Here is a 25,755-nt window from a genome sequence, read left to right as displayed (position 1 = left end):
GTGCACACCATCCCCCACTGGATCAACGGCTCGCCGCTCCCGGGCACCGGCACCGGCACCGCCCCCGTGTTCAACCCGGCCACCGGCGCGGAGCAGGCCCGGGTGGTGCTCGGCGGCGCCGCCGAGGTCGACGCCGCCGTCCGGGCCGCCTCCGCCGCCTTCGAGACCTGGCAGGACTCCTCCCTCTCCCAGCGCACCCAGGTCATGTTCGCCTTCCGCCAGCTGCTGGTCGACCACGAGGAGGAACTCGCCCGGATCATCTCCGCCGAGCACGGCAAGACCGTCGACGACGCCCGCGGCGAGATCACCCGCGGCCGCGAGGTCGTCGAGTACGTCTGCGGTCTCGGCGACGTGCTCAAGGGCTCCTTCTCCGACCAGGTCTCCCGCGGCGTCGACGTCCACGACTTCCGCCAGCCGCTGGGGGTCGTCGCCGGCATCACGCCGTTCAACTTCCCGGCGATGGTCCCGCTGTGGATGCACCCGGTCGCCATCGCCACCGGCAACACGTTCATCCTCAAGCCGTCCGAACGCGACCCCTCCGCCGCGAACTTCGTCGCCCGCCTCTACCGGCAGGCCGGTCTGCCCGACGGCGTGTTCAACGTCGTGCACGGCGGAAAGGACGCCGTCGACGCGATCCTCGCCCACCCGGGCATCGAGGCCGTCTCCTTCGTCGGCTCCACCCCCATCGCCAAGTACGTGCACGAGCAGGCCACTTCGTACGGCAAGCGGGTCCAGGCCCTCGGCGGCGCCAAGAACCACGCCGTCGTCCTCCCCGACGCCGACCTGGAGTTCGCCGCCGACCACCTCACCGCCGGCGCCTACGGCTCCGCGGGCGAACGCTGCATGGCCGTGTCGGTCGCCGTCGCCGTGGGTGACGCGGCCGACGCGCTGGCGGCGGTCCTGGCGCGCAAGGCGAACGAGGTGCGGGTCGGCCCCGGCGACGCGCCCGGCACCGACATGGGCCCGCTCGTCACCAGGGCCGCCCGGGAACGGGTGGAGAACGCGGTCGGCACCGCCGCCGCCCAGGGCGCCACCGTCGTCGTCGACGGCCGCGGACTGAAGGTCGAAGGGCACGAGGAGGGCTTCTTCACCGGCCCCTCGCTCCTCGACCACGTCACCACCGAGATGGACGCCTACCGGGAGGAGCTGTTCGGCCCGGTCCTCGCGATCGTCCGCGTCGACACCCTCGACGAGGCCATCGACGTGATCAACGCCAACCCCTACGGCAACGGCACCGCCCTGTTCACCGCGTCCGGCGAGGCCGCCCGCCGGTTCCAGCGCCGCGTCAAGGTCGGCATGATCGGCATCAACGTGCCCGTCCCGGTCCCCATGTCGTACTACTCCTTCGGCGGCTGGAAGGACTCCCTCGTCGGCGACTCCCCCGTCCACGGCCCCGAGGGTGTCCGCTTCTACACCCGCCCCAAGGTCGTCACCACCCGCTGGCCCCGGCCCGCCCAGCAGGTCACCGCGGGGTTCACCTTCCCCACTTCCAGCTGACCCGACCGAAGGGTTCGGCACCCCCGTGGGAGCGCTCGGCGCGGTATCAGGCCGCGTTCGCCCGGTACCGCGCGGGAGAGCATCCGTGGAGGCGGGCGAAGGCCGCGCTCAGGGCGGACGGTGAGCCGTAGCCGAGGTCCGCGGCGATCTCCGCGACCCGGCGGTCGCCGGTACGCAGCCGGTGCGCGGCGACGTGCACCCGCCAACGGGAGACGTACTCCGCAGGCGGGAGGCCGACCAGGGCGTGGAAGCGTTCGGCGAACACGCTGCGGGACATCCGGGCCTGCCTGGCCGGGTCTGCTACGCCACCACCCGGCTGATCGTGGACCGCCACCGGCACGACGCCTTCGTGGAAGCGCTCGCCGCCGCCTTCGGCTCGACCAGGGTCGGCGACCCGCTCGACCCCGCCACCGAGATGGGTCCCGTCATCTCCGCGGACGGCGAGGACGACGCCGTCGCCAAGGCGAAGGACACCGTCTACGGCCTCAACGCCTCGGTGTACACCGACGACGTGGAGCGCGCCTGCTCCGTCGCCCGCCGGCTGCGCTCCGGGACGGTGGGCCACAACGGCCCCCGCACCGACGGGACGATCGCCTTCGGCGGCTTCAAGCAGTCGGGCATCGGACGCGAGGGCGGAACCGAGGGCCTGCGGGCGTACCTGGAACCGAAGACGGTGCTGCTGGACGCCGCTCCGCAGCGGCTCGGCTGATCGGCGCCACGGGCCGCGCCGGGGCGGAGGTGCCGTCCCGGCGCGGCCTTCCTGGGGATTCGGCGGTCAGCCGTTGACGGGCGCGACTTCGACGTAGTCGATGTCGGGTGCCCAGGACGAGGAGTTGGAGAACTTCAGCGTGTTGGTGCCGGCGGAGAGGCCGACGGTGGTCGGCAGGGTCCAGTAGTCGTTCCAGCTGTAGGTGTTGCGGAAGGTCAGCGTGGTGGCGGTACCGCCGTCGACCGACAGCTGGGCGGTGCGGGACTCGACGTTGGTGTTGTAGCTGTCCGAACCAGCACGGTCGTTCTGGGCGTAGTGGACGACGACCGTGTAGCGCCCGGCCGCGGCCGCGCTCACGCTGCCGAAGGTGAGCGTGTTGGCGCTGCTGCCGCCGACGTAGCCGACGTTCTTGCCGCCCGAGGCCCAGCTGTCGGACTGCGCCTTGGCCGCCCCGGCCAGAGTGGCGTTCTCCGCCTCGTACTTGGTGACGCCGGTGGTGTCACCGGCACCGTCCACCTTCAGGTCGCGGAGGGTGAGCGTGGTGCCGCTGTTCGGGGCGACGGCGATCCGGTTGATGCCCGCCGTCAGGTACAGCCTGCTGCTGGAGGTGGTGGCCGAGCCGCCGGACGAGCCGTAGGTGGCGACGGTGGTGCCGTTCAGGGCGAGGGCGGTGCTGCCGCCGGCCGAGGCGTAGTCGGTCTTCACGGTGTAGTAGCCGTCGGTGGGCGCGTAGGCGTCGAAGGTGGCCTTGTCCCCGGCGGCCATGACGAGCCGGCCGGTGCCGGTCTCGCCGACGTCGCTGTAGGAGTACGACGGGCTGCCGCCGACGTCCGCGAGCGTGGCCTCGTACACCGTCTCCGGCGTGCTCGGTACGGCGGTCAGGTCGATCTTGTCCAGGGTGACCTGCCCGGCCGAGGTGCCGAGCGTCGAGTCGGCCACGGCGAGCGAGACCGTGTGGCTGCCGGCGCTCAGGGTGACCGGGACGGTGACATGGGAGCGGTACTGCCAGTTCAGCGTGGAGGGGTAGGTCACGAACTGCGGGTTGGCGCCGTCGATCCGCAGCACCTGCTGGGACGGGGAGCCGTTCTCGTTGCCGTAGAAGATCCGCAGGTTGTAGGTACCGGCGGCGGGGACGCTCACCGTGAAGACGACCTTGCTGTCGCTGTTGGTCAGGTAGCCGACGTCCTTGGTGCCGGAGGTGGCGTACAGCTGGGCGGTGGCGTAGCTGGCGCCCGTTGCCTGCTGGACGACGGTGCCGTCGGTGACGGCCGCGTTCTCGGCCTCGTAGGAGGAGTACGACGGGACGCTGGGCGCGGTGGCGGTGCCGCCGCCGTTCGGGGTGACCGTGATCCGGTACGCGGACATGGAGTTCAGGCCGGTCAGCGGCACCGTGACGGAGCCGCCGGAGGGGGTGTAGGCGGCGCGCGAGACGGTCTGCGGGGGCGCGGAGGCACCTTCGTAGCCGCTCCAGTCCAGGGCCTGCACGGTGACCTCGACCTTGCTGCCGAAGGTGGCGCTCGGAATGTTGTCGATCACCACGTTGGTGTCGACCGAGGAACCGCCCACGATCACCTGGGCCTGCTTGCGGCCGGTGTCGAGGGAGGCGATGCCCTGGAGGGTGTCCTGGACGTTGAGCTGCGGCGGGGTGGACTTCACCGTCTGCCCGGTCATCCCGGCGTACCAGTGCCAGAACCACCAGGACCCGTTGGGGACGTTGGTGTGCACGGTGTTGCCGGACATGTTGCCGGCGATGTCCCAGTACGGCTGCTGGGCGTAGACCTTGGTGTCCTCGAACATCGAGGCCCACTGGATCAGCTGTCCGGGCACCGACAGGTCGCGCCGGTTGGCGTACTCGTCGATGTTGATCGGGATGGCGCCGATGCCGCGGGCCGTCTCCAGCGCGCGGTACGCGGTGTAGTGGGAGCGGTAGTCGGCGAGCGAGCCCGGGCCCAGCTCGTGCCAGGTGAACACGTCGGGGAGCTGGTTGTTGGCCTTGGCGTAGGTGAGGAAGTCGCCGAAGAACTTGCTGTTGAAGTTGGCGGTGTTGGGTCCGGCTATCTTCGCGGCCGGGTAGTCGGCCTTGATGCGTGCGTAGACGGTGCTCCAGTCGGACTCGAAGCCGCTGAGCGCCGAGGCGTAGGTGCTGGAGCTGGAACTGCCCAGCCCGCTGTACCAGTTGCCGTCCGGTTCGTTGAACGGGACGAAGACCACGTCGGCCGCGTACGAGGTCGCCTTCACCGCGTTGACGGCGGTGTCGACCTTGGTGAGGTAGTCGGCGATGCCGTTGTTCTGGTACGGCCAGTCCGAGTACTCGTCCTGGATGTTGGTGTACATCGTCCCGCCGCCGTTGCGGAAGAACGAGGGGGCGACCTGGAGGATGTCGCCGTTCGGGTGCTGGGCGCCGTTCGGGGGCTTCTGGGAGCCGGTGGTCAGCTTCAGGGGCGCCAGCAGGTTGTCACCGGGGACCCCGTTGTCGCTCTGGCCGTAGAGCGCGCCGTTCGAGCCGTGCAGGACGGCGCCGGTGGTGGTGCCGAGGTCGACGGTGAAGGTCTGGGCGGCCGCCGCGGCCGGCGGCGGTACGGCGAGGCCGGCGCCGACGAGCGCGGCGGCGGCCAGCAGGGACGCGGAGAAGCGCGATCTCGTACGACGGCGGGACGGCGGGGCCGCCTCCGGGGTGCGGGTACGGAGAGGCATGGGTACCTGGCTTTCCCCTCCCGCCACGCTGCGGGAGGACGAGGTCGGAGCCGGAACGAACAAGGTGAGCGCCCACAATGTGAGCGCTAACATCCCCCGCGGATGGAGCAGTGTGCCGTACTCGGGGCCTGTTTGTCAGCGGCCGGGCGCCGGGCCGCTGCTCCCGCGGACGATCAGCTCGGGCTCCCGCCACGGGGGCGGCGGGGCCTGCTCCGGGTCGAGCCGCCGGTGCAGCATCCCGAAGGCACCGCGGCCGAGCCCCTCGAAGTCCAGCCGCACGGTGGTCAGGGCCGGGTGGATGTAGCCCGCGTAGGGCGCGTCGTCGAAGCCGACCACGCTCAGGTCGCCCGGTACGTCCCGGCCGGCCTCGCGGGCCGCGCGCAGCACGCCGAGCGCCAGTTCGTCGTTGCCGCACAGCACGGCGGTCACCTGTGGGTCGGCTACCAGGGCACGGGCTGCCAGATACCCGGACCGCGGGCCCCAGCCGCCTTCCAGCAGTTCGGGGACCGGACGCCCGGCGTCGGCGAGGGCCTCCCGCCAGCCCTCGGCCCGCTGGCCGACGCTGCTGGTGGAGGAGGGGATCGCCAGGTGGTGGACGGTGCGATGGCCGAGGCCCAGCAGGTACCGGGTGGCCCGGGCCGCCGCGGCCCGGTCGTCCAGCCAGGCCTCGGGCCGGCTGCCGCCGTGCCCGTCCCGGGGCCGCTCCACGACGGCGGCCGCCGGGAACTCCGCGGGCAGCGCGCGCCAGGCCCGCTCCCCCGCCCCGTCGAAGGCGATGACCAGCACCGGCTCGCCCGGCCTGGCCAGCCGGCTCGCCACGTCCTCCGGCGTCAGCGGCGCGCGCTCGTCCAGGACGCTGATCGCCACCGCGAACTCGGCCGCCCGCGCGGCCTCCTCGATGCCCCGCAGCGCCAGGGACGCCCCGTACAGGGTGGTGTCCGAGGTGAGCACGGTCACCGAGCGCACCAGCCCGCCGGCCAGCGCACGGGCCAGCCGGTTGGGCTTGTAGCCCAGTTCGTCGACGACCTCCAGCACCCGGTCCCGGGTGGCCTTGCGCACCTTGGGGCTCCCGTTGACCACACGGGAGACGGTCTGGTGGGAGACCCCGGCCGCCCTGGCCACGTCGAAGATGCTGACCGAGCGGTGCCGGTCGGCACCCTGCCCGGAGGGTTCCCCGCCGCGCGGGGCCGGGGCGGACTGCTGCATGCTGGGGGCTCCTGGCGGGCGGCGGTTACGGGTTCCTGCAGGCGCGCTCTGTTAGCGCTCACACTATCGGGCGCGGCACGTGAGGGCGACGGGGCGGACGAGGTTTCGCCGGAGCGGCGGCGGCGCGGGAACCGGCGGAAGCAGGCCGCGGCCGGGGCGTGCCGGGGGCCGGAACTCTCCCGACCGGCCCCCGGCCGCTCAGCGCTTCTTCTCGACGTCCTTCACCGAACTCGGGCCCAGCTGCTTGGCGCTGGCGTACTCCGGCATCGTCATGGGCTGGTCGAACAGGAAGAACGACTGGTTCGTGCCGACCGTGAACTCCATGTACGCGCCCGTCGTGGCGTCGAAACCGTAGTAGGCGTTGCAGGTGGAGCCCGACGTGTACGTGCCGTCCATGCCGGGCTGCGCGAGGACCGCGACGCCCTCGGAGTAGGTCTCCACCCTCTCCGTCGGCGTGAGCATCTTGCAGCGCGGCACCGGCAGGCCCTTCATGATGAAGTACCCGTACTCGCCCTTGGCGTTCTGGATGTAGACGTACGAGAGCTTGCCCCGCTTCCCCCACGTCTTGATCCACTCGTTGATCGATTCGCGGGTCGGCGAGTACTGCATGGGGACCGCCGGCTGCTCGGCAACGAGGTGGTCGTAGGTCTCCTGCTTGCGCTTGTTCTCCTTGTCCTGGCTGGAGTCGCTGGTGCAGGACGCCAGGGCCAGGCCCACGACGAGTGCGACGACGGCGGCCAGGGCCATGCGTGCGAACTTCTTCATGCGGTGCTGCCCTCTTCCCGGGTGAGATGGGGATCAGTTGGTGCACTTCGTGCGCTTGGCGTCGACGTCCAGCCGGTACGGCAGGTCCTTGTCGCGGAAGGGCGCGCGGTGTTCCTGGGCGGCCTTCGAGTTGTAGTCGTTGACCGACTCGATGCGGGTGGCCCTCAACGCGGTGATCGACTGGTCGATCTGTGCCGTGCGGGTCTCCGAGGCGGTCTTGCGCTCCTCCTGGAGGGCCTTGATCGTCCCTTCGGCGTTCTGCACGGCCTCGCAGAGATCGAAGAACTCCTCGTAGGTGGTCTGCCGGAACTCGCCCGAGCCGACGGTGTTCTCGCGCTGCTCCTGCGCGCCGCGGAACGGGGCGGTGATCCACGCCGCGCCGCCGAAGGCGAACGCGCCGATCAGGTACAGCACCGCCAGGCCGACGACCCCCGCGACGGCCCAGGCCGCCCACCGTGCCCCCTCACGTACCTCTCCCATGGCATCCCCCTTCACAGGCGGCCCCGCCGGGTGGAACCACCTCCCGCACAAGAGGACACGGGCATCCGGCGAAACGGTTCCGCCGTCGCGAGCCGTCCGCCCTTGACACGGGCAACATAACGGCAACAGTGTATCCATTATGAGTTCCTGGTCCGATCCCCAGCCCGACTCGCGGTTCGTCGCCGTCGACGGCCTGCGTGTTCACTACAAACGCGCCGGACACGGTCCCGCGCTCGTGCTGCTCCACGGCAGCGGCTCGTCCCTGCATCACTTCACCGAGGTCGCGGACCTGCTGTCGTCGTCGTTCGACGTCGTACGCCCCGACCTGCCGGGGTTCGGCCTGACCGGCCCACGCGGGGACCGCGACTACCGCGTCCAGACCTACGCCGCGACGGTCGCCCGTTTCCTGGACGTCCTCGGCCTGACCCGCTACGCGCTGGCCGGCAATTCGCTGGGGGGCAACATCGCCTGGAACGTCGCGCTGGAGCAGCGGAGCCAGGTCGGCGCCCTGGTGCTGGTGAACGCCACCGGCTACCCGGAGAAGACGCTGCCCGCGGGGATGCGCCTGGCCCGCAACCCGCTGCTGCGCCCGCTGCTGCGGCGGGCCATGCCGCGCCGTGTCGTCGAACGCAACCTGCGCACGGCCGTCGGCCCCCGCTCGACGATCGTCGACGACGTCATGGTGGAACGGGCGTACCAGCTGATGAGCCGGCGCGGGAACCGGTCGGCCTTCGTCGACCTGGTCAACACCGACCAGCCGGACCGCAGCGGTCTGATCCCCCGCATCACCGCACCCACGCTGGTGCTGCGCAGCGCGTGCATCGACGGCCAGCACTTCACCCGGGACATCCCCGGGGCCCGGGAACTGGTGCATCCCGACGCCGGACACCTGCTGCCGGAGGAGGAGCCGCGCTGGGTCGGCGACGCCGTCGAGGCCTTCCTCGGTTCCCAGGTCGACGAAGCGCAGTGGCGGCAAGGAGGCCGACAGTGAAGTACTACAAGGCGCCCGGCGAGGACCGCCGGCTCGACGCCGCCTCCCGGAAGAGCCTGCGCGGCAGCTTCGCCGAGCTGTCCGACGGCGTCACGCAGTACGAGCTGCGCGGGCCGGAGCAGGGCGATGTCGCCGTGTTCATCGGCGGACTCACCGTTCCGCTCCCGTTCTGGGACGGCCTGGCGTCGGAGCTGCGCGCGAAAGGGCTGCGGACGCTGGTCCTCAGCCTGTACGGGCGGGGGTACTCGGACCGGCCGAGGGCGCGGTACGACGAGGCGCTGTTCGTCCGCCAGCTCGCCGAACTCACCGGCCGGCTCGGCCTCACGCGCCCCCTGCACGTCGTCGGCACCTCGATGGGCGCGCTGATCGCGATGGCCTACACGAACAGGTACCCGGAGCGCGTCTCCACGCTCACCCTGATCGACGCCGCGGGCCTGCGGGACAGGCCGCCGCTGCCGCGGTGGGTCCTGCGCAGTGACCTGCTGACCTCCTTCGTGGCCAGGCGGTCCGGCCGCCGGCTCCTCGACGGCCACCTGGGAAGCGAGGTCCGCGACCCGGCCAAGGGCGCCGAACTGGCCGTCATGCTGCGCGACGCCTCCCGGTGCGAGGGCTCCCTGCACGCGGTCTTCGACACGTTGCAGCACTTCCCTCTCCACCGGCGGGCCGAGCTGTTCCGGCGCACCTCCGCGTCGGGCGTGCCCACGATGCTGCTGTGGGGGGCCGAGGACCACGTCACCCCCATCGACCAGTTCGACCGGGCGCGCACCCTCCTGAAGCCGCTCGAATCCCACGTCGTCGACGCCTGCGGCCACATGCCCCCCTTCGAACACCCGGGCGTGGTCGCGGACCGGATCGGCGCCTTCGTGGAAACCCACTCCGAAAGGCTCGATGCATGAAGACCGACCACGTCATCGACGTCCTGATCGTCGGGGCCGGCCCGTCGGGTACCGCGCTCGCGATCGACCTGGTCCGGCGCGGCCTGGACGTCCGTGTCGTCGACAAGGCGCCGCAGGCGTTCGCCGGGTCCCGGGCCAAGGGCGTGCAGCCGCGCAGCCTCGAAGTGCTCCACGACCTGGGCGCGCTGGACGACGTGCTGGCCGGGGGCACCCGCTATCCGCTGCTCGGCGTCCATCTCGGGCCGCTGGCGGTTCCGTGGCGCATGTTCCCCCACAAGCGGGCCACTCCCGATGTGCCCTATCCCAACACGTGGCTGGTCCCGCAGTTCCGCACGGACCGAGCCCTCCACGCCCGGCTCGAACTGCTGCACGGCGGTGCCGAGTTCGGCAGGGAACTGGTCGAGCTGGCTCAGGACGCGGACACCGCCCTCGCCAAGGTGGCGGGCCCGGACGGCGTCGAGGAGATCGCCGCCCGGTGCGTCGTGGGGGCGGACGGCGGTTCGAGTCAGGTCCGCAAGCAGCTCGGCATCGGTTTCGTCGGGTCGACCGACGAGAGCGACCGGATCCTCATCGTCGACGCCACGGTCAGCGGCCTGTCCCGCGACCGGTGGCACCTGTGGCCCGGCCGCGGCGGGCGGCTCGTCGGCGCCTGCCCGCTGCCCGGCGGCGACCTGTTCCAGTGGATCATCCGGCTGGCGCCCGACGAGGAACCCTCCCTGGACAGGGACGAGATCACCGCACGGATCCGCTCGCACACCCGCAACCGGCGTATCCAGCTGCACGACATCCGGTGGACCTCCGTGTTCCGGCCCAACATCCGCCTGGCCGAGCACTACGGCCGCGGACGTGTCCTCCTCGCCGGTGACGCCGCACACGTGCACACCCCGGCCGGCGCCCAGGGGCTGAACACCGGCATGCAGGACGCCTACAACCTCGGCTGGAAGCTCGGCCAGGTCCTCGCCGGGGCCGACCCGCGGCTGCTGGACACCTACGAGGCCGAACGCCAGCCCGTCGCCGCCGGTGTCCTCGGGCTGTCCACGGAGAAGTGGGCCGGCATCGCCAAACTCGACCCGTCGAGCATGAAGCGCGGCAAGGACGAACAGCAGCTCGCCCTGACCTACTACGGCGGCCCGCTCGCGCCCGCCGACGGCGACCGCACCGGCACGCTGCGGGTGGGGGACCGTGCCCCGGACGCCGAACTGCTCGGTCCCGACGGCACCCGGCTGCGGCTGTTCGACGCCTTCCGGGGACCGCACTTCACCGCCCTCGCCCACGGCCCGGCCGCCGCCCGCGCCGTCGAACACCTCGACTGGCCCACGACGGGCGCCCGGTTGAAGAAGATCACCGTCAACACCGGCGGAGCCGCCGACCGCGTCGCCTTCTCCGACTCCGCGAACACGCTGCAGCGGGCCTACGGCCTGACCGGAGACACCCTGCTGCTGATCCGTCCCGACGGCTACCTCGGGCACATCGCCACCCGGGACTTCCTCACCACCACGCAGACGGCCGCGCAGGCGATGACGCCTCCGGCAAGGAGCCGCACCATGTCCCAGGAGAGCCGCACCATGTCCCGGAACAGCCGCCCCAGCACCGGTGCCGGGGCCACCGAATGAGCCGCACGCTCCTGCGCGGTGCGCAGGTCGTCACGATGGCGTCCGACCGGCCCGACGCCGAACGCGTCGACGTCCTCGTCGAGGACGACCGCATCGCCGCCGTCGGCACGGACCTCGAACCGTCCGACGCGGAGGTCGTCGACCTCGCCGGCCGTATCGTCATCCCCGGTCTGGTCAACGCCCACCTGCACACCTGGCAGACCGCGCTGCGCTCGGTGGGCGCCGACTGGACGCTGATGGAGTACCTCACCCACCTCCACGGCGAGTGCGTCGGCAACTACACCCCCGACGACATGTACGTCGGCAACCTCGCCGGTGCGCTGAGCCAGATCAACAGCGGTACGACCACCCTCGGCGACTGGTGTCACAACAGCCTGACGCCCGAGCACGCCGACGCCGCCGTCGAGGGCCTCGTCCAGGCCGGGATCCGCGCCGCCTTCCTGCACGGCACGCCCTATCGCGCCCCGGACGTCCCGCACCCGCTCGACGAGATCGACCGGCTGCTGGCAGGGCCCGTGCGCCGCCACGCCCTGCTCACCCTCGGGATGGCGCTCCAGGGGCCGCAGTACTCCGCTCCCGAGACCGCCGTGGCCGACTTCCGCGCGGCCGACGAGCGCGGTCTCGTCGTGTCGATGCACCAGAGCGGCGGCGAACTCGCGCCCGGCTGGGAGGCCCTGCGCGCCGCCGGACTCTTCGGCCCGCGTACGAACGTGGTGCACGGAGCCGACCTGCCCGACGCATGGGTCAAGACCCTCGACGAGGCCGGCGTCACCTTCACCAGCACCCCCGAGAACGAACTCGGCCAGGGCCACGGGGCCCTGGTCACCGGTGCGCTGCTGCGCCTGGGCAGCGCCCCGTCGCTGGGCACCGACGTGGACACCGTCGTACCGGGGAAGGTCCTCACCGCCGCCCGGATCGCCCTCGCCCACCAGCGCGGCCTCGACCACGCCCACCACCGGCGGACGACCGGCACGTACGCCGACTCCCCGTCGGTCACCGGCAGGCAGGCGCTGGCCTGGGCGACCGTCGAAGGAGCCAGGGCGCTCGGTCTCGCCGACCGGGTCGGCCGGATCGAGCCGGGTCTGCAGGCCGACCTGGTCGCCGTCGACGCCCGGGCGCTCAATCTGTGGCCCGCGCACGACCCGGTCGCCACGGTCCTGCACGCCGACATCGCCGACATCGAGGCGGTCATGATCGCCGGACGCTGGCGCAAGCGCGACCACACCCTGCTGCACCCCGGCCTCGACGAGGTGAAGGACCGGCTGCTGCGGTCGGGACGACGGCTGCTGAGCACGATCGGCGCCCGTTCCTCCCGCTCCTCGGCCGCCTGACCGGAAGGAACGCGGGCCACCAGGGTGGCCCACGCCACCGGGCTCGCCGCAGCCTCGCCCCTCCTGCCCGGACAGCCCCGCACCCGGCACACCTCCCGCATCCGAGAGACCGACCATGCCCTTTCTGATCATCATGGCCCTCTACGCCGTACGGATATACCGGGCCCCCGTGGACGTGCGCCTGAAGAAACGCCACGTCGGCCCGTTGACCGTGGCGGCCGGTGGCGTGGTCCTGTACCTGGCCTGGGACCGGCTGCGCCCCGACGGCGTCAACACGCTGTACTTCGCCGGGGAGTTCGCCGGAGTCGCCGCCGTCTACCTGATGTCGTGCACGCTGGTACTGGCCACCCGGCTGCCGTGGCTGGAGCAGTGGTTCGGCGGACTGGACCGCATGTACCTCCGGCACCGGCAGTACGCCCTGCTCTCCATGCTGCTGCTCACCCCCCACATCCTCTTCCACTTCCTGTTCGCCGGGCGCGCGTACCGAGACGTCGACGCCCACCAGGGGCAGCTCGTGGGGATCGGGCATCTGCTCGGCGCGGGATCGGCCATCGGCCTGCTCGCGCTGGTCGTCGTCTCGCTGGGCCGGGTCGGCCGGATCCTGCGGCTGCCGTACGAGCGCTGGCTGTTTCTGCACCGCCTCACCGGCCTGCTGCTGCTGTCCGCCCTGGTCCACGGCTGGCTCCTCGACCTCGTCATCGGCGGATCCGCACCCCTCCTGGTCGTCTACCTCACCGTGGGCCTCGCCGGCATGGCCGCCTACGCCTACGACGAACTGGCGCTGCGCCGCAGGGAACCCCGGGCCGACTACACCGTCGGCCGCGTCCACCGCCCCACCGCCGACGTCATCGACCTCACCCTCACCCCCGCCGGCACGGAAGGACTGCCCCTGACCGGCGGCCAGTTCGTGTACCTGCGGGTCGGAGGCCGCCGTGCCTGGCGCGAACACCCCTTCAGCGTGGCCGGAGTTCATCCCGACGGCACGGTGCGCCTCACGATCCGGGCGCTCGGCCGTGGCACCCGGAGGATCTACGGCGACGTACGCGAGGGACTGCCGGCCACCCTCAACGGCCCGTACGGCATGTTCGACCACACCCTCGGCGGAACGCGCCAGATCTGGATCGCCGGCGGCATCGGCATCGCGCCGTTCCTCGGCTGGCTCACCCACCCCGGCGGCACCCTGCCCGCCGCCGACCTCTTCTACTGCGCTCCCGACGCCGGATCCGCGCCGTTCCTGCCGGAACTCACGGCGGCCGCCGAACGTCTCCCCCGCCTGCGGCTGCACCCGACCTTCAGCCGCACCCACGGCCGCCTGACCGCCGAGCGGATCCGGCAGGAAGCCGGCCCGATAACTCCCGACCTGCACGTCTTCCTCTGCGGCCCGGCCGCCATGGTCGAGGACCTCAGCCGCACCCTGCACCGCCAGGGCCTCCCCCGGGACCACCTCCACGCCGAGCACTTCACCTTCCGCTGAGGCCCGGCCGGCCTCAAGCGCACGGCGGCACCCGGCCGGTGCGTACGAGGTCCGCACCGCGCCGCGCCCGTCCGCGCGGGTCAGCCGCCGTCCCGGAGGCGGCCGAGCCCGTCGAGGACGAGGTCGAGCCCGAAGGCGAACTCGTCCTCCAGCGGCACGGGCATCCAGGCCGCCACCGCCACGGTGGCCGGATACCGGGACGGGTCGGCCTCCCGGAACACGGCGGAGGCCTCGGCCCCGTCGGGTTGTGCCGCGTCACCGGGACCCCGGAACTGGATCGCGAAACCCAGCACGTAGCGCGACAGCGTCGCGTAGGCCTGCGCCGCGGTCTTCGGCGGGAACCCGTCGGCGAGCAACGCCGCGATGCAGGACTCGCGCACGGCCATGGCATGGGGGCCGATGGGGATCCGCTCGACGAGCAACGGCGCCACACCACGGTGCCGGCCCAGGGCGTCGAACATGGCCTGCGCCACCGTACGGCACGCCTCCTGCCAGCCGGCCGCGGTCAGTTCGTCGCCCTTGATCTCGACCGTGCCGAACACACGGTCCACCACGTGCGCCACGAGAGCGGAGCGGTTGTCGAAGTGCCGGTAGAGCGTGGCCGTCCCGGATCCCAGGCGCTGCGCGAGCGTCCGCATCGACAGGACCTCGGCGCCCTCCTCGTCGACGATCTGCAGCGCCGCGGCGACGATCCGCTCCAGCGGAACGGGCGGACGACCCGGCGAGCGCCGCACCGGCGCGCCACCCCCTTGCTTCTGATCACGTGGCTTCGGCACGCGAGAAGTATGCCTTCCTCGGCTGCCTCCTGCGGCTCCCGCTCAGTCGGCCACGAGGTGCTCCAGCGAACGCAGGACGCGACCGTCCCGGATCGGGACGCAGTCGGGCGGGAAGTCCTGGACGACGTCGGCTCCGGCACCCGCCAGGCCTTCGAGGAAGCGGGGCAGGTGATCCATCGCGCCGGTGGCGAGGTCGTGCAGGACGACCAGGCTCCAGTCCCGGGTGGCGACGTCGGCCAGGCAGGTGTCCACCCAGCCGTCCGGGTCGTCCCAGTCGTGGGGGACGCTGTTCCAGAGCACGCAGGTGTGTTTGTCGCGCCGGAGCCGGGCGAGTCCCGCCCGGCTGAGGAGCAGCCGGTCCTGGATGCCGCCGCGCCCGTAGGGGCGGAACAGCCGTCCCGGGGTGGCGAGTTCACCGATGAGACGCTGGGCCTCGCCGATCTCGCGCCGGGCGGTGCCGGCGTCGGGGCTGTCGCCGAGCTGCACGGAGTGGGTCAGGGTGTGGTTGCCGATCCAGTGCCCGTCCCCGGCTGCGCGCCCGGCCGCGGCGCGGTTCGCCGGATCACGGAGGTTCTCGCCGACGAGGAAGAACGTGGACTGCACTCCGTGGGCGGCGAGCGTGTCGAGCACCTGGTGGGTGACGGCCGCCGTCGGGCCGTTGTCGAAGGTCAGCGTCACCTTCACGGCCGGCCCCCGCCGTGCCGCGTACGGTACTGCAGCCCTCCGATGACGAGGTCGGCGACCACGTCGGCGTGCTCCGCGATCGCCTGGGGATCGAGCGGATCACCGGGGCCGAGACGGCGGGCGAGCCCGAGGAGGCTGTACGGCGCGCTGGCGCCGTGCGCGACGAGGAAGTGCAGGGTACGGATCGGCACTGGGGCGATCTCACCCTTCTCCATCAGGTCGCACAGGGGCGCGACGAGCATGCTGAGGACCGGCTCCACGTGCCGTTCGTACAGATGGAAGAGCCGGGGCGTCTCGGCGACGCCCTCGATGTTGACGAGGCGGAGCACCTCGGGGCGATGGGCGTGGACGAGGACGAAGCGGCGGATGATCCGGCGCGTCTGCTCCAGCGGCCCGCCCTCGGTGTTCTCCAGCTCCGGCAGCAGCTCGGCGGCGATGCCGGCGAAGGCCCAGTCGACGGTGGCGTACCAGAGCTTCTCCTTCGACCCGAAGCGCTGGTGGATGAGGTTGTGGCTGACCCCGAGCTCGCGGTTGAGCGCCGCGACGGAGGCTCCGTCGTAGCCCTTCTCCGCGAACATCCGCAGGGCCCCGCCCAGGATCTCGTCGAGGGTCGCGGGGGCGAGTTCGGCCGGCGGTCGTCCGGTACGCGGGATGGCAGGGCTCATGGCCTCCATGTTAACGCCAGATGTTGACCCCCATCAATTTAAAGTTGATACTCATCAACATCCGGCGGGGCGCGAGGACGACGCCCGCCGTCCGGTGGCAGTCATGAGAGGCAGTCATGAAACGTGAAGACCACGTGGTCGGCGAGACGTTCGCCTACCGCTACCCGCACCCGGAGGCCGACCACGTGCTGCTCGTACAGCACGGCATCGGCGGCCACGGGGGGATCTACGACACCTTCGCCGCCCACTACGCGGGGCTCGGCGCGGAGGTGTGGTCCATGGACGCGCCGAGCCACGGCCGCTCCCGGACCATCCGGCCCGCCGGGAGGTTCACCCTGGACGAGTGGACGACCGCGGCCGTCGGGATGGGCGAGCACATCGCCGCCGCGACCGGGCTGCCCGTCTTCGTGAAGGGCTCGTCCCTGGGCGCCGCCGCCGCGTACTGCGCCCACGCCGCGTCCGACGTGTTCGCCGGTGCCGTGCTCATGGGGTACGCCATCCCGTCCTCCCCCATGATCCCGGCCGACAACCCGTTCCGGACGGAGGCCTACGAGCAGCTGATCGCACGCTTCGGGGATGCCCTGCGGTTCGACATCGGCCGCTTCTACGACTTCGACGAGGACTACGGCTACCCGGGCGCCGACCGCCAGAAGCGCCAGGACCCGCTCAACACCTGGTCCTACGACCTGGCGTCCTGGGGATCCCTGATGCGCTACGAGCCCGCGGTCCCGCTGGCGGAGAACACCAAGCCGATCCTCTTCACCGTCGGCGAGAAGGACCCGGTGTTCACCCCGGACCTCGCCCGTGCCGTCGCCGGTGCCACCGGCGGCCCGGTGGAACTGCACGTCCATCCCGACGGCGTCCACCAGCTGATGCTCTTCCACACCGCCGACTACGCCCAGGTGGTCGGCGACTGGTGCCGCAGGACCCTGCGCGCCGGTTCCCCCGTCGACGCGTGATCACAAAGGAGTGATCGACATGACCGTCCACCCCCGTGGCGTCAACCACCTCGCCATCGCCACCCGCGACATCAAGGCCCAGATCGAGTTCTTCACGGACGTACTGGGCTGCGAACTCAAGGCCCTGTACTGGATGCACGGCGTCGAGGGTGCCTGGCACGCGTTCCTTGAGCTCAACCCGACGTCCTACATCGCCTTCGTCCAGCACCCCGAGAACCCCGGCAGGACCGAGTGGGGTCTGACCCACGCCTCCTCCCCCACCAGTCCGGTCGCCGCCGGTGCCATGCAGCACGTCGCCTTCGACGTGGCGAGCGTCGAGGTGCTGCTGACCCTGCGCGACCGCATCCGCAGCCGGGGCGTCATGGCGCTGGGCCCCGTGGACCACGGCTTCTGCCAGTCCGTCTACTTCGGCGGGCCCGAGGGCATGGTGCTGGAGATCACCGCTGGTGAGGCCATCGACGACCGGGCCTGGATCGACCCGGAGGTCGTCGCCCTGGCCGGTATCGACGAGGCGGAACTCGCCCGCTACCGGCGGCCGGCCGACTACGTGCGTCCGCCCCAGGCGCTGCCGCAGCCCGCACTGGACCGCGCCAAGCCGCACATCAACTTCCCCGACGAGATCTACGCGTTCCTCGCCACCGCCTCGGACGAGCAGCTGCGCGAGCTGCTCAGCGACACCGAGCCCCCGGTGAAGGTCGAGGACTGAGCCGCCATGAGACTCGCCAACCTGGACGGGCGTGCCGTCCTCGTCACGGCCGACGGCGTCGTCGACCTGGAAGCCACGTCCCGAGGCCGCTTCCCGGCGTATCCCGACGCGGCCCTGACCCGGATCCCGGAGATCCGCGACTGGCTCGCCACCGCCCGCCCGCTCGTGGACGCGTCCGTCACGCTCGCAAGCCTGGAAGCGGACGCGACCCGGCTCGGGCCTCCGGTCACCGCACCGGGCCAGATCTTCGCCGTAGGCCTCAACTACCGGGAACACGGCACCGAGACGGGCCTCGGCATCCCCGACTCCCCGCTGGTCTTCACCAAGTTCCCCTCCTCCCTCGCAGGACCGGCCGAGGACATCCCGCTGCCCACCGCCACCTGCGACTGGGAGATCGAACTCGTGGTCGTGCTCGCCCTGGGCGGCCGCGACATCCCCGCCGACAAGGCCTTCGACCACGTCGCCGGCTTCTGCGTGGGCCAGGACATCTCCGAACGCACCGGCCAACTGGCCGGCAGCCCGCCCCAGTTCAGCCTCGCCAAGAGCCACCGGGCATTCAGCCCGATCGGCCCGTGGATCACCACGATCGACGAACTCGACGCACTCGACGACCCCACCGACCTCGCCCTGACCTGCACGCTGGACGGGGAAACCGTGCAGAGCGGCCGCACCCGGGACCTGGTCTTCGACATCCCCACCCTGATCGGCCGTCTCTCCGGTGTGGTGGAACTGCGCGCCGGGGACCTGATCTTCACCGGCACGCCGTCCGGCGTCGGCTTCTCCCGCACCCCCGCCCGCTACCTGGCCAAGGGCAACGTCCTGCGCTCCACGATCGAGGGACTGGGGACATTGACCAACACCTGCGTCTGACCGGCACGCCGTGCCTGACCGACAGGAAGGCGAATCCCCCATGAGCAGCATCCAGATGCGCGCCCTTGCCCTGTTCCTGCGGCTCGTCGTCAGACCGAGGACGGCCGCGTCCGATCCCACCGCCCGGCAGGGACCCGCCGTGGCGCCGGTCGGCCCTTCCGCGGCGCTGCGGCGGCGGCACGAGGTGAGCCGACGCGACGTCGAGGGCTTCGTGTGCCACACCGTCGCCCCACGGGACCGGCGCGCCGAGCGTGCGGTGGTCTACCTCCACGGCGGGGCCTACGTCAGAGAAATGGCTCCGCAGCACTGGCAGTTCGTCTCCCGCCTCGCCGACGCCGGGCTGCGCGTCGAGGTTCCCCACTACGGACTCGCCCCGCACCACACCTACCGCGAGGCGTACCCCTTCGTCACCGCCGTCTACCGGCAACTCCTCGACCACGTCGGCTCCGACCGCGTCTCGGTCATGGGCGACTCCGCCGGCGCGGGCCTGGCCCTCGGCTTCACCCAGACCCTCGCCGGGGCGGGCCTGCCGCAGCCCGGCCGCCTCGTCCTGATCTCGCCCTGGCTCGACCTGGCACTCGCCAATCCGGACATTCCCGAGGTCGAGGCCCGTGACCCCTGGCTCACCACCACCGGCCTGCTGCGGGCCGGGCGGTCCTGGGCCGGCGGAGACGACCCGACGGACCCACGCCTCAGCCCGATCCACGGCCCCCTGTCGCCGCTGCCGGAAACCGACGTCTACATCGGCACCCGGGACCTCTTCCACCCCGATGTCCTGCTCCTGGCACAACGTGCGGCAAGCGCCGGCACCAGGATCAATCTCACGGAGCTCGACGGCGGCGTCCACGTCTACCCGATCACCCCCGTATCCGAGGGCCGCGCCGCGGCGCGCGCCATCGTCCGGAGTGTGTCGGCATGACCGGGACCTGATGGACAGTGCCCGAGGCCCCTGTTCTCACCACTGTCCGGGGCTCGCCCCGGGCGCAGGCGAGAGCGTGCCGGGTTCCGGGGCGGACCCCTGAGGCCACCAGGCCTTCGAGGGTTTCACGGAATCAGGGACGTGGTCGGCGCTTCGGTACAGCGCAGGTCACGGTATCTGTGGCGACCGCGCCTCCGACATCGTTGTCGAAAGCGCGGCCTGCCCGAGGCGCGGTCCTACGGGATGCGGAACGCCCCAAGGGGACACCGGACACCGGGGAGCGCAGTCGGTCTACGGCGTGTAGCGAGCGTCACTGCCGTACAGCTCCCTGGTGAACGCGGAGACATCGGCGCTGCGATCGGCGCCGTCGAGGTTGTACGTCAGATAGACGCCGTACCCCTCACTGACCGTGCGGCGGGCGAGGGCGGCGGCCGTGCTCTGTGAGGTTCCGCCGATCTCGACGGCCGCCGGCGACAGCTTCGACTTGGGCAGTGCGATGCCGGGGACCTGCCAGGTGCCGTAGTACGGGTTCCAGGCGTAGTCGAACTTGGACGAGACGTCCACGCCGCCGTAGGACAGGCGCGACGCGGCCGGGCCGATGTTGTAGAGGCTGATGATCTTGCCCGGCATGTTGGCGCGCAGTGCCGACACCAGGTACACGAACGAGCCGGCGTTGGGCTGGCCGGTGCCGTTGTTGCCGTACTCGGCGTACTCGTCGTCGAAGTCGATGCCGTCGAGGCCGTACTTGGCCACGGTGTCCGACAGTCGTTTCGCGAACGTCGAAGCCGCCTGCTGGGACGGGAAGTTGGCGAAGCCCGCGCCCTGGTGGTTGCCGAGCACCGAGAGGACGACCTTGATGCCCTTCTGCTGCAACGGCCGTATCTGCGTAGCGGCGTTGTCGAGGACGCGTTGCACGTTCTCGTTGAAATACAGGGTCGCCGCCTTCGTGCCCGTGTCGTAGTTGATGTTCGCCGCGAAGATCACGGCGACGTCGAAGACGTTGCCGCCGCCGTTGGCGAGGGTGTACTTGCCGACGTTCAGCATGCTGTTGTTGTTCACCTCGACGTACGCCACCGAGGTTGGTCCCTGTTTCGCGGGAGCGGGGGCCGCTGCCGCGCCGGCCGTGGCGGTCGCGCCTAACGCGAGGGCCGTAAGGGCCGAGAGCGCGAGCGCGGCCGTCCGCATTCTGCTCCGCACCGGAGTGAACATCGTTGATCGGTCTCCCATCGCATGGAGCGGCGCCCGACCGGTTGACGGGCGCCGGGAAAGCCCCCCGGCTCTTTCCGTTCCCGTGACCGAATCCCCAGAACCATGGAACCCTTGACGACTCCCACGCGCACACGTCGCACCGTAAACCTGGGCCCCAAACCTGGGCCCCGCAAGGGAGTTGCCGGAACGCTACGCAGCCCCGCCGGCCCCGACCGACGACGCACGCTGCCGATCCGCAGCACTGGAGCAGACGGTCAGCGGCTCCTCACCAGCGAGAAAGGAGTCCTCGTCACGCATCAGAAGCCGCCCCCCCCTACAACCCCACGATCTCGTTCCACCGCTTGGCGAACTCCACCCGTTCCTTCGACGTGATGTCCCGGGCGATCGCGAGCCGCTTGCGCATCGCCGTGTTCGGGAAGATCAGGGGGTTGTCGGCGAGGGCAGCGGTGTCCTTGTCCTTGGAGTCGGCGAGGACCTGCTGGGCGGCCGGGACCGGGCAGACGTAGTTGACCCAGGCGGCCAGTTCGGCGGCGACCTCGGGCTCGTAGTAGTAGTCGACGAGGCGTTCCGCGTTGGTCTTGTGGGCGGCGCGGTCCGGGATCATCAGGGAGTCCGACCAGAGCTCCGCGCCCTCCTCGGGGACGAGGAAGCGGATGTCGGGGTTGTCGGCCTGGAGCTGGATGACGTCGCCGGAGTACGCCTGGCAGGCCAGGACATCCCCGCTGACCAGGTCCTTGGTGTAGTCGTTGCCGGTGAAGCGGCGGATCTGGCCCCGGTCCACCTGCTGCTGCACCTCGTCGCAGACGTCGTGGAAGTCGTCGGCCGTCCACTTGGTGATGTCCACGCCGTTGCCCTGCATGAGCAGCGCGAAGGCCTCGTCGAGGCCGGAGAGCAGGGTCACCCGGCCCTTGAGGTCGCTCGCCCACAGGTCCTTGACGTGCCGGATCTCGCGGCCGAGCTTCCTGCGGTTGTACGCGATGCCGGTGATGCCCGACTGCCACGGCACGGTGCAGAGGCGGCCCGGGTCGAAGGCGGGCGAGCGGAGCAGCGGGTCCAGGTACTTCGCCACGTTCGGCTGCTGGGCGCGGTCCATCTTCTGGACCCAGCCCAGGCGGACGAACCGCGCGCACATCCAGTCGCTGATGACGATCAGGTCGCGGCCGGTGGACTGGTGGTTCATCAGCGCGGGGCTGATCTTGCCGAAGAACTCGTCGTTGTCGTTGATCTCCTCGATGTAGTCGACGGAGATCCCGGTGCTCTTCTCGAAGGCGTCGAGGGTGGGCCGCTTGTTCGGGTTGTCGTCGTCCACGTCGATGTAGAGCGGCCAGTTCGCGAAGACCAGCCTGTGGTCCGTGGCGGACGCGTCGGTGACGGCGCGGTCGCCGGCCTTGACGTAGGCGGCGGGCACCCCGCAGCCCGCCAGCGTGCCGAGCGCGGCGGTGCCGCCGAGCGCGCGCAGCAGGGAGCGACGGGAGAGCGCGGGCTTCTGGGAGGAGGTCTGGGGCACACCCGAAGCATGTCGCGCCCGCCGGTTGCCGGGCAATCGACGCTGCGTCGAGCGACATGACACGGACCCGACACCCTGTCGATGCCCCGGATCAACTCGGTGTTACTTCCCGACCCCGTTCAGGACAGCGCCCCTGCGAGGGGCGCGGGGAGCTGCGCGACCAGCCCCCACGCACCCGCAGCCGGCGTACGGCCTACGCGTCCAGCGACGTCATCACGTGCTTGATCCGCGTGTAGTCCTCGAACCCGTACCCCGACAGGTCCTTGCCGTACCCGGACTTCTTGAACCCGCCGTGCGGCATCTCCGCGACCAGCGGAATGTGCGTGTTGATCCACACGCAGCCGAAGTCCAGCTTCTTGGACATCCGCATCGCGCGCCCGTGGTCCTTGGTCCACACCGAGGACGCGAGGGCGTACTCGACGCCGTTGGCCCACTCGGTGGCCTGGTCCTCGTCCGTGAAGGACTGGACGGTGATGACCGGTCCGAAGACCTCGTTCTGGACGATCTCGTCGTCCTGCTTGAGGCCGGAGACGACGGTCGGCGCGAAGAAGTAGCCCTTGTCGCCGACCCGCTGACCGCCGGCCTCGACCTTGGCGTGGGCGGGAAGCCGCTCGATGAAGCCGGAGACCTGCTTGAGCTGGTTCGGGTTGTTCAGCGGACCGAAGAGCACGTCCTCGTCGTCCGGCTGGCCCGTCTTCGTCTCGGCGGCGGCCTTCGCGAGCGCCGCGACGAACTCGTCGTGGATCGACTCCTGCACCAGCACCCGGGTGGCCGCCGTACAGTCCTGCCCGGCGTTGAAGAAGCCCGCGACGGAGATGTCCTCGACGGCCTTGGCGATGTCGGTGTCCTCGAAGACGACGACCGGCGCCTTGCCGCCCAGCTCCAGGTGGACCCGCTTGAGGTCCTTGGACGCGGACTCCGCGACCTGCATGCCGGCCCGCACCGAGCCGGTGATGGAGGCCATCGCCGGGACCGGGTGCTCGACCATCAGGCGGCCGGTGTCACGGTCGCCGGTGACGACGTTGAAGACGCCCTTCGGCAGGATCCCGCCGAGGATCTCGGCCATCAGGACGGTCGACGCCGGGGTGGTGTCCGACGGCTTCAGCACGACCGTGTTGCCCGCGGCGATCGCCGGGGCGAACTTCCACACGGCCATCATCATCGGGTAGTTCCACGGCGCGACCTGCGCGCAGACGCCGACCGGCTCGCGGCGGACGATGGAGGTCATGCCCTCCATGTACTCGCCGGCCGAGCGGCCCTCCAGCATCCGGGCCGCACCGGCGAAGAACCGGATCTGGTCGACCATCGGCGGGATCTCCTCGGAGCGGGTGAGCCCGGTCGGCTTGCCCGTGTTCTCCACCTCGGCCGCGATGAGTTCCTCGGCCCGCTCCTCGAACGCGTCCGCGATCTTCAGCAGGGCCTTCTGCCGCTCGGCGGGCGTGGTGTCGCGCCAGCCCGGGAAGGCGGCGGCCGCGGCCGCCATCGCCGCGTCGACGTCGGCCTCGCCGGACAGCGGGGCGGTGGCGTACGCCTCGCCGGTCGCCGGGTTGACCACCTCGGTGGTCCGTCCGTCGGCGGCGTCCCGGAACTCACCGTCGATGTAATTGCGCAGACGACGCAGCTCGGTGCTCACTGCCGGCCCTCCAAGTTCGGGTGTCCATTCACTGAGACACCCACAGTAATCCGAGATCCCACGTTTTCAACACCCCCACGGCCGCCGCGTCTGCGAAATCCGCAATACAGGGCACCTCAAACAACGAATTTCATCGATACGGCCTTGCGGAACCGTCGAGACGTCGTGCACAGTGAGGTCGTGGCCAGTCGAAGCGCAGACCAGAGGGACTCGTCCCGCGAGTCCAGGAACGGCACCCCCCAGTTGGACGCCGTTTCCCTCGCCATCATCCAGCAGCTGCAGGAGGACGGCCGCCGTCCGTACGCCGCGATCGGCAAGGCCGTCGGCCTGTCGGAGGCGGCCGTGCGCCAGCGCGTCCAGAAGCTGCTGGACCAGGGCGTCATGCAGATCGTCGCCGTCACGGACCCGCTCACCGTGGGCTTCCGCCGGCAGGCGATGGTCGGCATCAACGTCGAGGGCGATGTCGAGTCGATCGCGGACGCGCTGACGGCCATGTCGGAAGTCGAGTACGTGGTGATGACCGCGGGCTCGTTCGACATCCTCGCGGAGATCGTCTGCGAGGACGACGACCACCTGCTGGACGTCATCAACAAACGCATCCGGGCGCTGCCCGGCGTGCGCTCCACCGAAAGCTTCGTCTACCTGAAGCTGAAGAAGCAGACCTACATGTGGGGAACCCGATAACCGTGACCCAGAAGGACCTCAGCCGCACCGCGTACGACCACCTGTGGATGCACTTCACCCGCATGTCCTCGTACGAGAACTCGCCCGTCCCGACCATCGTCCGGGGCGAGGGCACCTACATCTACGACGACAAGGGCAAGCGCTACCTCGACGGTCTCGCCGGTCTGTTCGTGGTCCAGGCCGGTCACGGCCGCACCGAACTCGCCGAGACCGCCTTCAAGCAGGCCCAGGAGCTGGCGTTCTTCCCGGTGTGGTCGTACGCCCACCCGAAGGCCGTCGAGCTGGCGGAGCGGCTGGCCGACCACGCCCCCGGCGACCTGAACAAGGTCTTCTTCACCACCGGCGGCGGCGAGGCCGTCGAGACCGCCTGGAAGCTCGCCAAGCAGTACTTCAAGCTGCAGGGCAAGCCGACCAAGTACAAGGTCATCTCGCGCGCGGTCGCCTACCACGGCACCCCGCAGGGCGCCCTGTCGATCACCGGTCTCCCGGCGCTGAAGGCACCCTTCGAGCCCCTCGTCCCCGGTGCCCACAAGGTCCCGAACACCAACATCTACCGCGCCCCGATCCACGGCGACGACCCGGAGGCCTTCGGCCGCTGGGCCGCCGACCAGATCGAGCAGCAGATCCTCTTCGAGGGCCCCGACACCGTCGCCGCGGTCTTCCTGGAGCCGGTCCAGAACGCGGGCGGCTGCTTCCCGCCCCCGCCCGGCTACTTCCAGCGCGTCCGCGAGATCTGCGACCAGTACGACGTGCTGCTCGTCTCCGACGAGGTCATCTGCGCCTTCGGCCGCCTGGGCACGATGTTCGCCTGCGACAAGTTCGGCTACGTCCCGGACATGATCACCTGTGCCAAGGGCATGACCTCGGGCTACTCCCCGATCGGCGCGTGCATCGTCTCCGACCGCGTCGCCGAGCCGTTCTACAAGGGCGACAACACCTTCCTGCACGGCTACACCTTCGGCGGCCACCCGGTCTCCGCGGCGGTCGGCCTCGCCAACCTCGACCTGTTCGAGCGCGAGAACCTCAACCAGCACGTCCTGGACAACGAGGGCGCCTTCCTCTCCACGCTGCAGAAGCTGCACGACCTGCCGATCGTCGGCGACGTCCGCGGCAACGGCTTCTTCTACGGCATCGAGCTGGTCAAGGACAAGGTCACGAAGGAGTCCTTCACGGACGAGGAGACCGAGCGCGTCCTGTACGGCTTCCTCTCCAAGGCCCTGTTCGAGAACGGCCTGTACTGCCGTGCCGACGACCGCGGCGACCCGGTCGTCCAGCTCGCCCCGCCGCTGATCTCCAACCAGGAGACCTTCGACGAGATCGAGCAGATCCTGCGCGCCACCCTCACGGAGGCGTGGACCAAGCTCTGATCGTCGGATCAGCGGTCTGATCATCCGGCCCCGGCGCCGCCCGTTCGAGTGAGAACGGCGGCCCGGGGCCGCGTGCTGTCCGGGCTCCGTCCCCGCACCTGCCTAGCGTGCACGTGACCG

24 protein-coding genes are annotated in these 25,755 nt (G+C 70.9%); 13 read left to right on the top strand and 11 right to left on the bottom strand.

Annotated elements, in window-relative coordinates:
- Positions 1-1,497 carry a CoA-acylating methylmalonate-semialdehyde dehydrogenase gene (locus ACFZB3_RS44635; RefSeq protein WP_391388375.1) on the top strand — a complete coding sequence of 499 codons (1,497 nt, stop codon included), beginning with the start codon at positions 1-3 and terminating at the stop codon, positions 1,495-1,497.
- Between the two features lie 46 nt (positions 1,498-1,543).
- Here ACFZB3_RS44635 and ACFZB3_RS44630 read toward each other — a convergent pair whose 3' ends face one another.
- Positions 1,544-1,831, bottom strand: a complete 288-nt coding sequence (locus ACFZB3_RS44630; RefSeq protein WP_391388372.1) for a helix-turn-helix domain-containing protein — start codon at positions 1,829-1,831, stop codon at positions 1,544-1,546.
- Between ACFZB3_RS44630 and ACFZB3_RS44625 the strand changes: the two genes are divergently transcribed.
- Positions 1,742-2,206 carry an aldehyde dehydrogenase family protein gene (locus tag ACFZB3_RS44625; protein WP_391388368.1) on the top strand — a complete coding sequence of 155 codons (465 nt, stop codon included), beginning with the start codon at positions 1,742-1,744 and terminating at the stop codon, positions 2,204-2,206. The two genes, ACFZB3_RS44630 and ACFZB3_RS44625, sit on opposite strands and share 90 nt — an antisense overlap.
- Positions 2,207-2,272: 66 nt before the next feature.
- Here ACFZB3_RS44625 and ACFZB3_RS44620 read toward each other — a convergent pair whose 3' ends face one another.
- From ACFZB3_RS44620 to ACFZB3_RS44605, 4 genes are all read right to left on the bottom strand, one after another.
- Entirely contained in the window at positions 2,273-4,900 is a 2,628-nt protein-coding gene (locus ACFZB3_RS44620) for a carbohydrate-binding protein (protein WP_391388365.1), read from the bottom strand.
- Positions 4,901-5,035: 135 nt separating this feature from the next.
- On the bottom strand, positions 5,036-6,106 hold the full coding sequence (locus ACFZB3_RS44615; protein WP_391388362.1) for a substrate-binding domain-containing protein: 1,071 nt from the start codon (positions 6,104-6,106) through the stop codon (positions 5,036-5,038).
- A 198-nt stretch (positions 6,107-6,304) separates the two neighbouring features.
- Positions 6,305-6,871: a hypothetical protein gene (locus ACFZB3_RS44610; protein ID WP_391388360.1), complete on the bottom strand. Its 567-nt coding sequence runs from the start codon at positions 6,869-6,871 to the stop codon at positions 6,305-6,307.
- A 33-nt stretch (positions 6,872-6,904) separates the two neighbouring features.
- Positions 6,905-7,351 (bottom strand): hypothetical protein, encoded by a 447-nt coding sequence (locus ACFZB3_RS44605; RefSeq protein WP_391388358.1) that lies wholly within the window; start codon positions 7,349-7,351, stop codon positions 6,905-6,907.
- 139 nt (positions 7,352-7,490) lie between these two features.
- Between ACFZB3_RS44605 and ACFZB3_RS44600 the strand changes: the two genes are divergently transcribed.
- From ACFZB3_RS44600 to ACFZB3_RS44580, 5 genes are all read left to right on the top strand, one after another.
- Positions 7,491-8,342: an alpha/beta fold hydrolase gene (locus tag ACFZB3_RS44600; protein WP_391388353.1), complete on the top strand. Its 852-nt coding sequence runs from the start codon at positions 7,491-7,493 to the stop codon at positions 8,340-8,342.
- Positions 8,339-9,238: an alpha/beta fold hydrolase gene (locus ACFZB3_RS44595; protein ID WP_391388350.1), complete on the top strand. Its 900-nt coding sequence runs from the start codon at positions 8,339-8,341 to the stop codon at positions 9,236-9,238. The genes ACFZB3_RS44600 and ACFZB3_RS44595 overlap by 4 nt, the downstream gene beginning before the upstream one ends.
- Complete coding sequence (locus ACFZB3_RS44590; RefSeq protein WP_391388347.1) at positions 9,235-10,851, top strand: FAD-dependent monooxygenase; 1,617 nt, start codon at positions 9,235-9,237, stop codon at positions 10,849-10,851. The genes ACFZB3_RS44595 and ACFZB3_RS44590 overlap by 4 nt, the downstream gene beginning before the upstream one ends.
- Positions 10,848-12,182 (top strand): amidohydrolase family protein, encoded by a 1,335-nt coding sequence (locus tag ACFZB3_RS44585; RefSeq protein ID WP_391388344.1) that lies wholly within the window; start codon positions 10,848-10,850, stop codon positions 12,180-12,182. The genes ACFZB3_RS44590 and ACFZB3_RS44585 overlap by 4 nt, the downstream gene beginning before the upstream one ends.
- A 115-nt stretch (positions 12,183-12,297) precedes the next feature.
- Positions 12,298-13,656 (top strand): ferric reductase-like transmembrane domain-containing protein, encoded by a 1,359-nt coding sequence (locus ACFZB3_RS44580; RefSeq protein WP_391388341.1) that lies wholly within the window; start codon positions 12,298-12,300, stop codon positions 13,654-13,656.
- A gap of 80 nt (positions 13,657-13,736) precedes the next feature.
- On the opposite strand, the gene ACFZB3_RS44575 is transcribed toward ACFZB3_RS44580, so the two are convergent.
- The 3 genes from ACFZB3_RS44575 to ACFZB3_RS44565 form a co-directional block, all read right to left on the bottom strand.
- Positions 13,737-14,390: a TetR/AcrR family transcriptional regulator C-terminal domain-containing protein gene (locus ACFZB3_RS44575; RefSeq protein ID WP_391388616.1), complete on the bottom strand. Its 654-nt coding sequence runs from the start codon at positions 14,388-14,390 to the stop codon at positions 13,737-13,739.
- Between the two features lie 84 nt (positions 14,391-14,474).
- Positions 14,475-15,116, bottom strand: coding sequence for a polysaccharide deacetylase family protein (locus ACFZB3_RS44570; RefSeq protein ID WP_391388339.1), 642 nt, complete (start codon positions 15,114-15,116; stop codon positions 14,475-14,477).
- On the bottom strand, positions 15,113-15,781 hold the full coding sequence (locus tag ACFZB3_RS44565) for a TetR family transcriptional regulator (RefSeq protein WP_391388337.1): 669 nt from the start codon (positions 15,779-15,781) through the stop codon (positions 15,113-15,115). The genes ACFZB3_RS44570 and ACFZB3_RS44565 overlap by 4 nt, the downstream gene beginning before the upstream one ends.
- Positions 15,782-15,897: 116 nt before the next feature.
- Between ACFZB3_RS44565 and ACFZB3_RS44560 the strand changes: the two genes are divergently transcribed.
- From ACFZB3_RS44560 to ACFZB3_RS44545, 4 genes are read left to right on the top strand one after another with little or no spacing between them, the layout of a single operon-like run.
- On the top strand, positions 15,898-16,740 hold the full coding sequence (locus ACFZB3_RS44560; protein WP_391388334.1) for an alpha/beta fold hydrolase: 843 nt from the start codon (positions 15,898-15,900) through the stop codon (positions 16,738-16,740).
- 19 nt (positions 16,741-16,759) lie between these two features.
- On the top strand, positions 16,760-17,446 hold the full coding sequence (locus ACFZB3_RS44555; RefSeq protein ID WP_391388331.1) for a VOC family protein: 687 nt from the start codon (positions 16,760-16,762) through the stop codon (positions 17,444-17,446).
- A 6-nt stretch (positions 17,447-17,452) separates the two neighbouring features.
- Positions 17,453-18,316: a fumarylacetoacetate hydrolase family protein gene (locus tag ACFZB3_RS44550; RefSeq protein WP_391388328.1), complete on the top strand. Its 864-nt coding sequence runs from the start codon at positions 17,453-17,455 to the stop codon at positions 18,314-18,316.
- A 40-nt stretch (positions 18,317-18,356) separates the two neighbouring features.
- Positions 18,357-19,235, top strand: a complete 879-nt coding sequence (locus tag ACFZB3_RS44545) for an alpha/beta hydrolase fold domain-containing protein (protein ID WP_391388323.1) — start codon at positions 18,357-18,359, stop codon at positions 19,233-19,235.
- A 291-nt stretch (positions 19,236-19,526) separates the two neighbouring features.
- On the opposite strand, the gene ACFZB3_RS44540 is transcribed toward ACFZB3_RS44545, so the two are convergent.
- The 3 genes from ACFZB3_RS44540 to ACFZB3_RS44530 all read right to left on the bottom strand — a co-directional run bounded on the left by ACFZB3_RS44540 (position 19,527) and on the right by ACFZB3_RS44530 (position 23,584).
- Positions 19,527-20,444 carry an endo-beta-N-acetylglucosaminidase H gene (locus ACFZB3_RS44540; RefSeq protein WP_391388320.1) on the bottom strand — a complete coding sequence of 306 codons (918 nt, stop codon included), beginning with the start codon at positions 20,442-20,444 and terminating at the stop codon, positions 19,527-19,529.
- A 313-nt stretch (positions 20,445-20,757) separates the two neighbouring features.
- Entirely contained in the window at positions 20,758-21,951 is a 1,194-nt protein-coding gene (locus tag ACFZB3_RS44535) for an extracellular solute-binding protein (RefSeq protein WP_391388317.1), read from the bottom strand.
- Positions 21,952-22,144: 193 nt separating this feature from the next.
- Positions 22,145-23,584 (bottom strand): aminobutyraldehyde dehydrogenase, encoded by a 1,440-nt coding sequence (locus ACFZB3_RS44530; protein ID WP_391388314.1) that lies wholly within the window; start codon positions 23,582-23,584, stop codon positions 22,145-22,147.
- 165 nt (positions 23,585-23,749) lie between these two features.
- Here ACFZB3_RS44530 and ACFZB3_RS44525 point away from each other — a divergent pair, with 165 nt between their 5' ends.
- Both ACFZB3_RS44525 and ACFZB3_RS44520 read left to right on the top strand, forming a co-directional pair.
- A complete protein-coding gene (locus ACFZB3_RS44525; protein WP_093498818.1) occupies positions 23,750-24,268 on the top strand; it encodes an Lrp/AsnC family transcriptional regulator in 519 nt (172 codons plus the stop codon).
- Entirely contained in the window at positions 24,253-25,635 is a 1,383-nt protein-coding gene (locus ACFZB3_RS44520) for an aspartate aminotransferase family protein (protein ID WP_391388310.1), read from the top strand. The genes ACFZB3_RS44525 and ACFZB3_RS44520 overlap by 16 nt, the downstream gene beginning before the upstream one ends.
- Positions 25,636-25,755 lie beyond the last annotated feature (120 nt).

Origin of the sequence: Streptomyces sp. NPDC008092 (assembly GCF_042957285.1) — a bacterium.
GTDB lineage: Bacteria > Actinomycetota > Actinomycetes > Streptomycetales > Streptomycetaceae > Streptomyces.
Note: the sequence above shows the minus strand (reverse complement) of the source record. Positions and strands in the feature narration are given on the sequence as shown.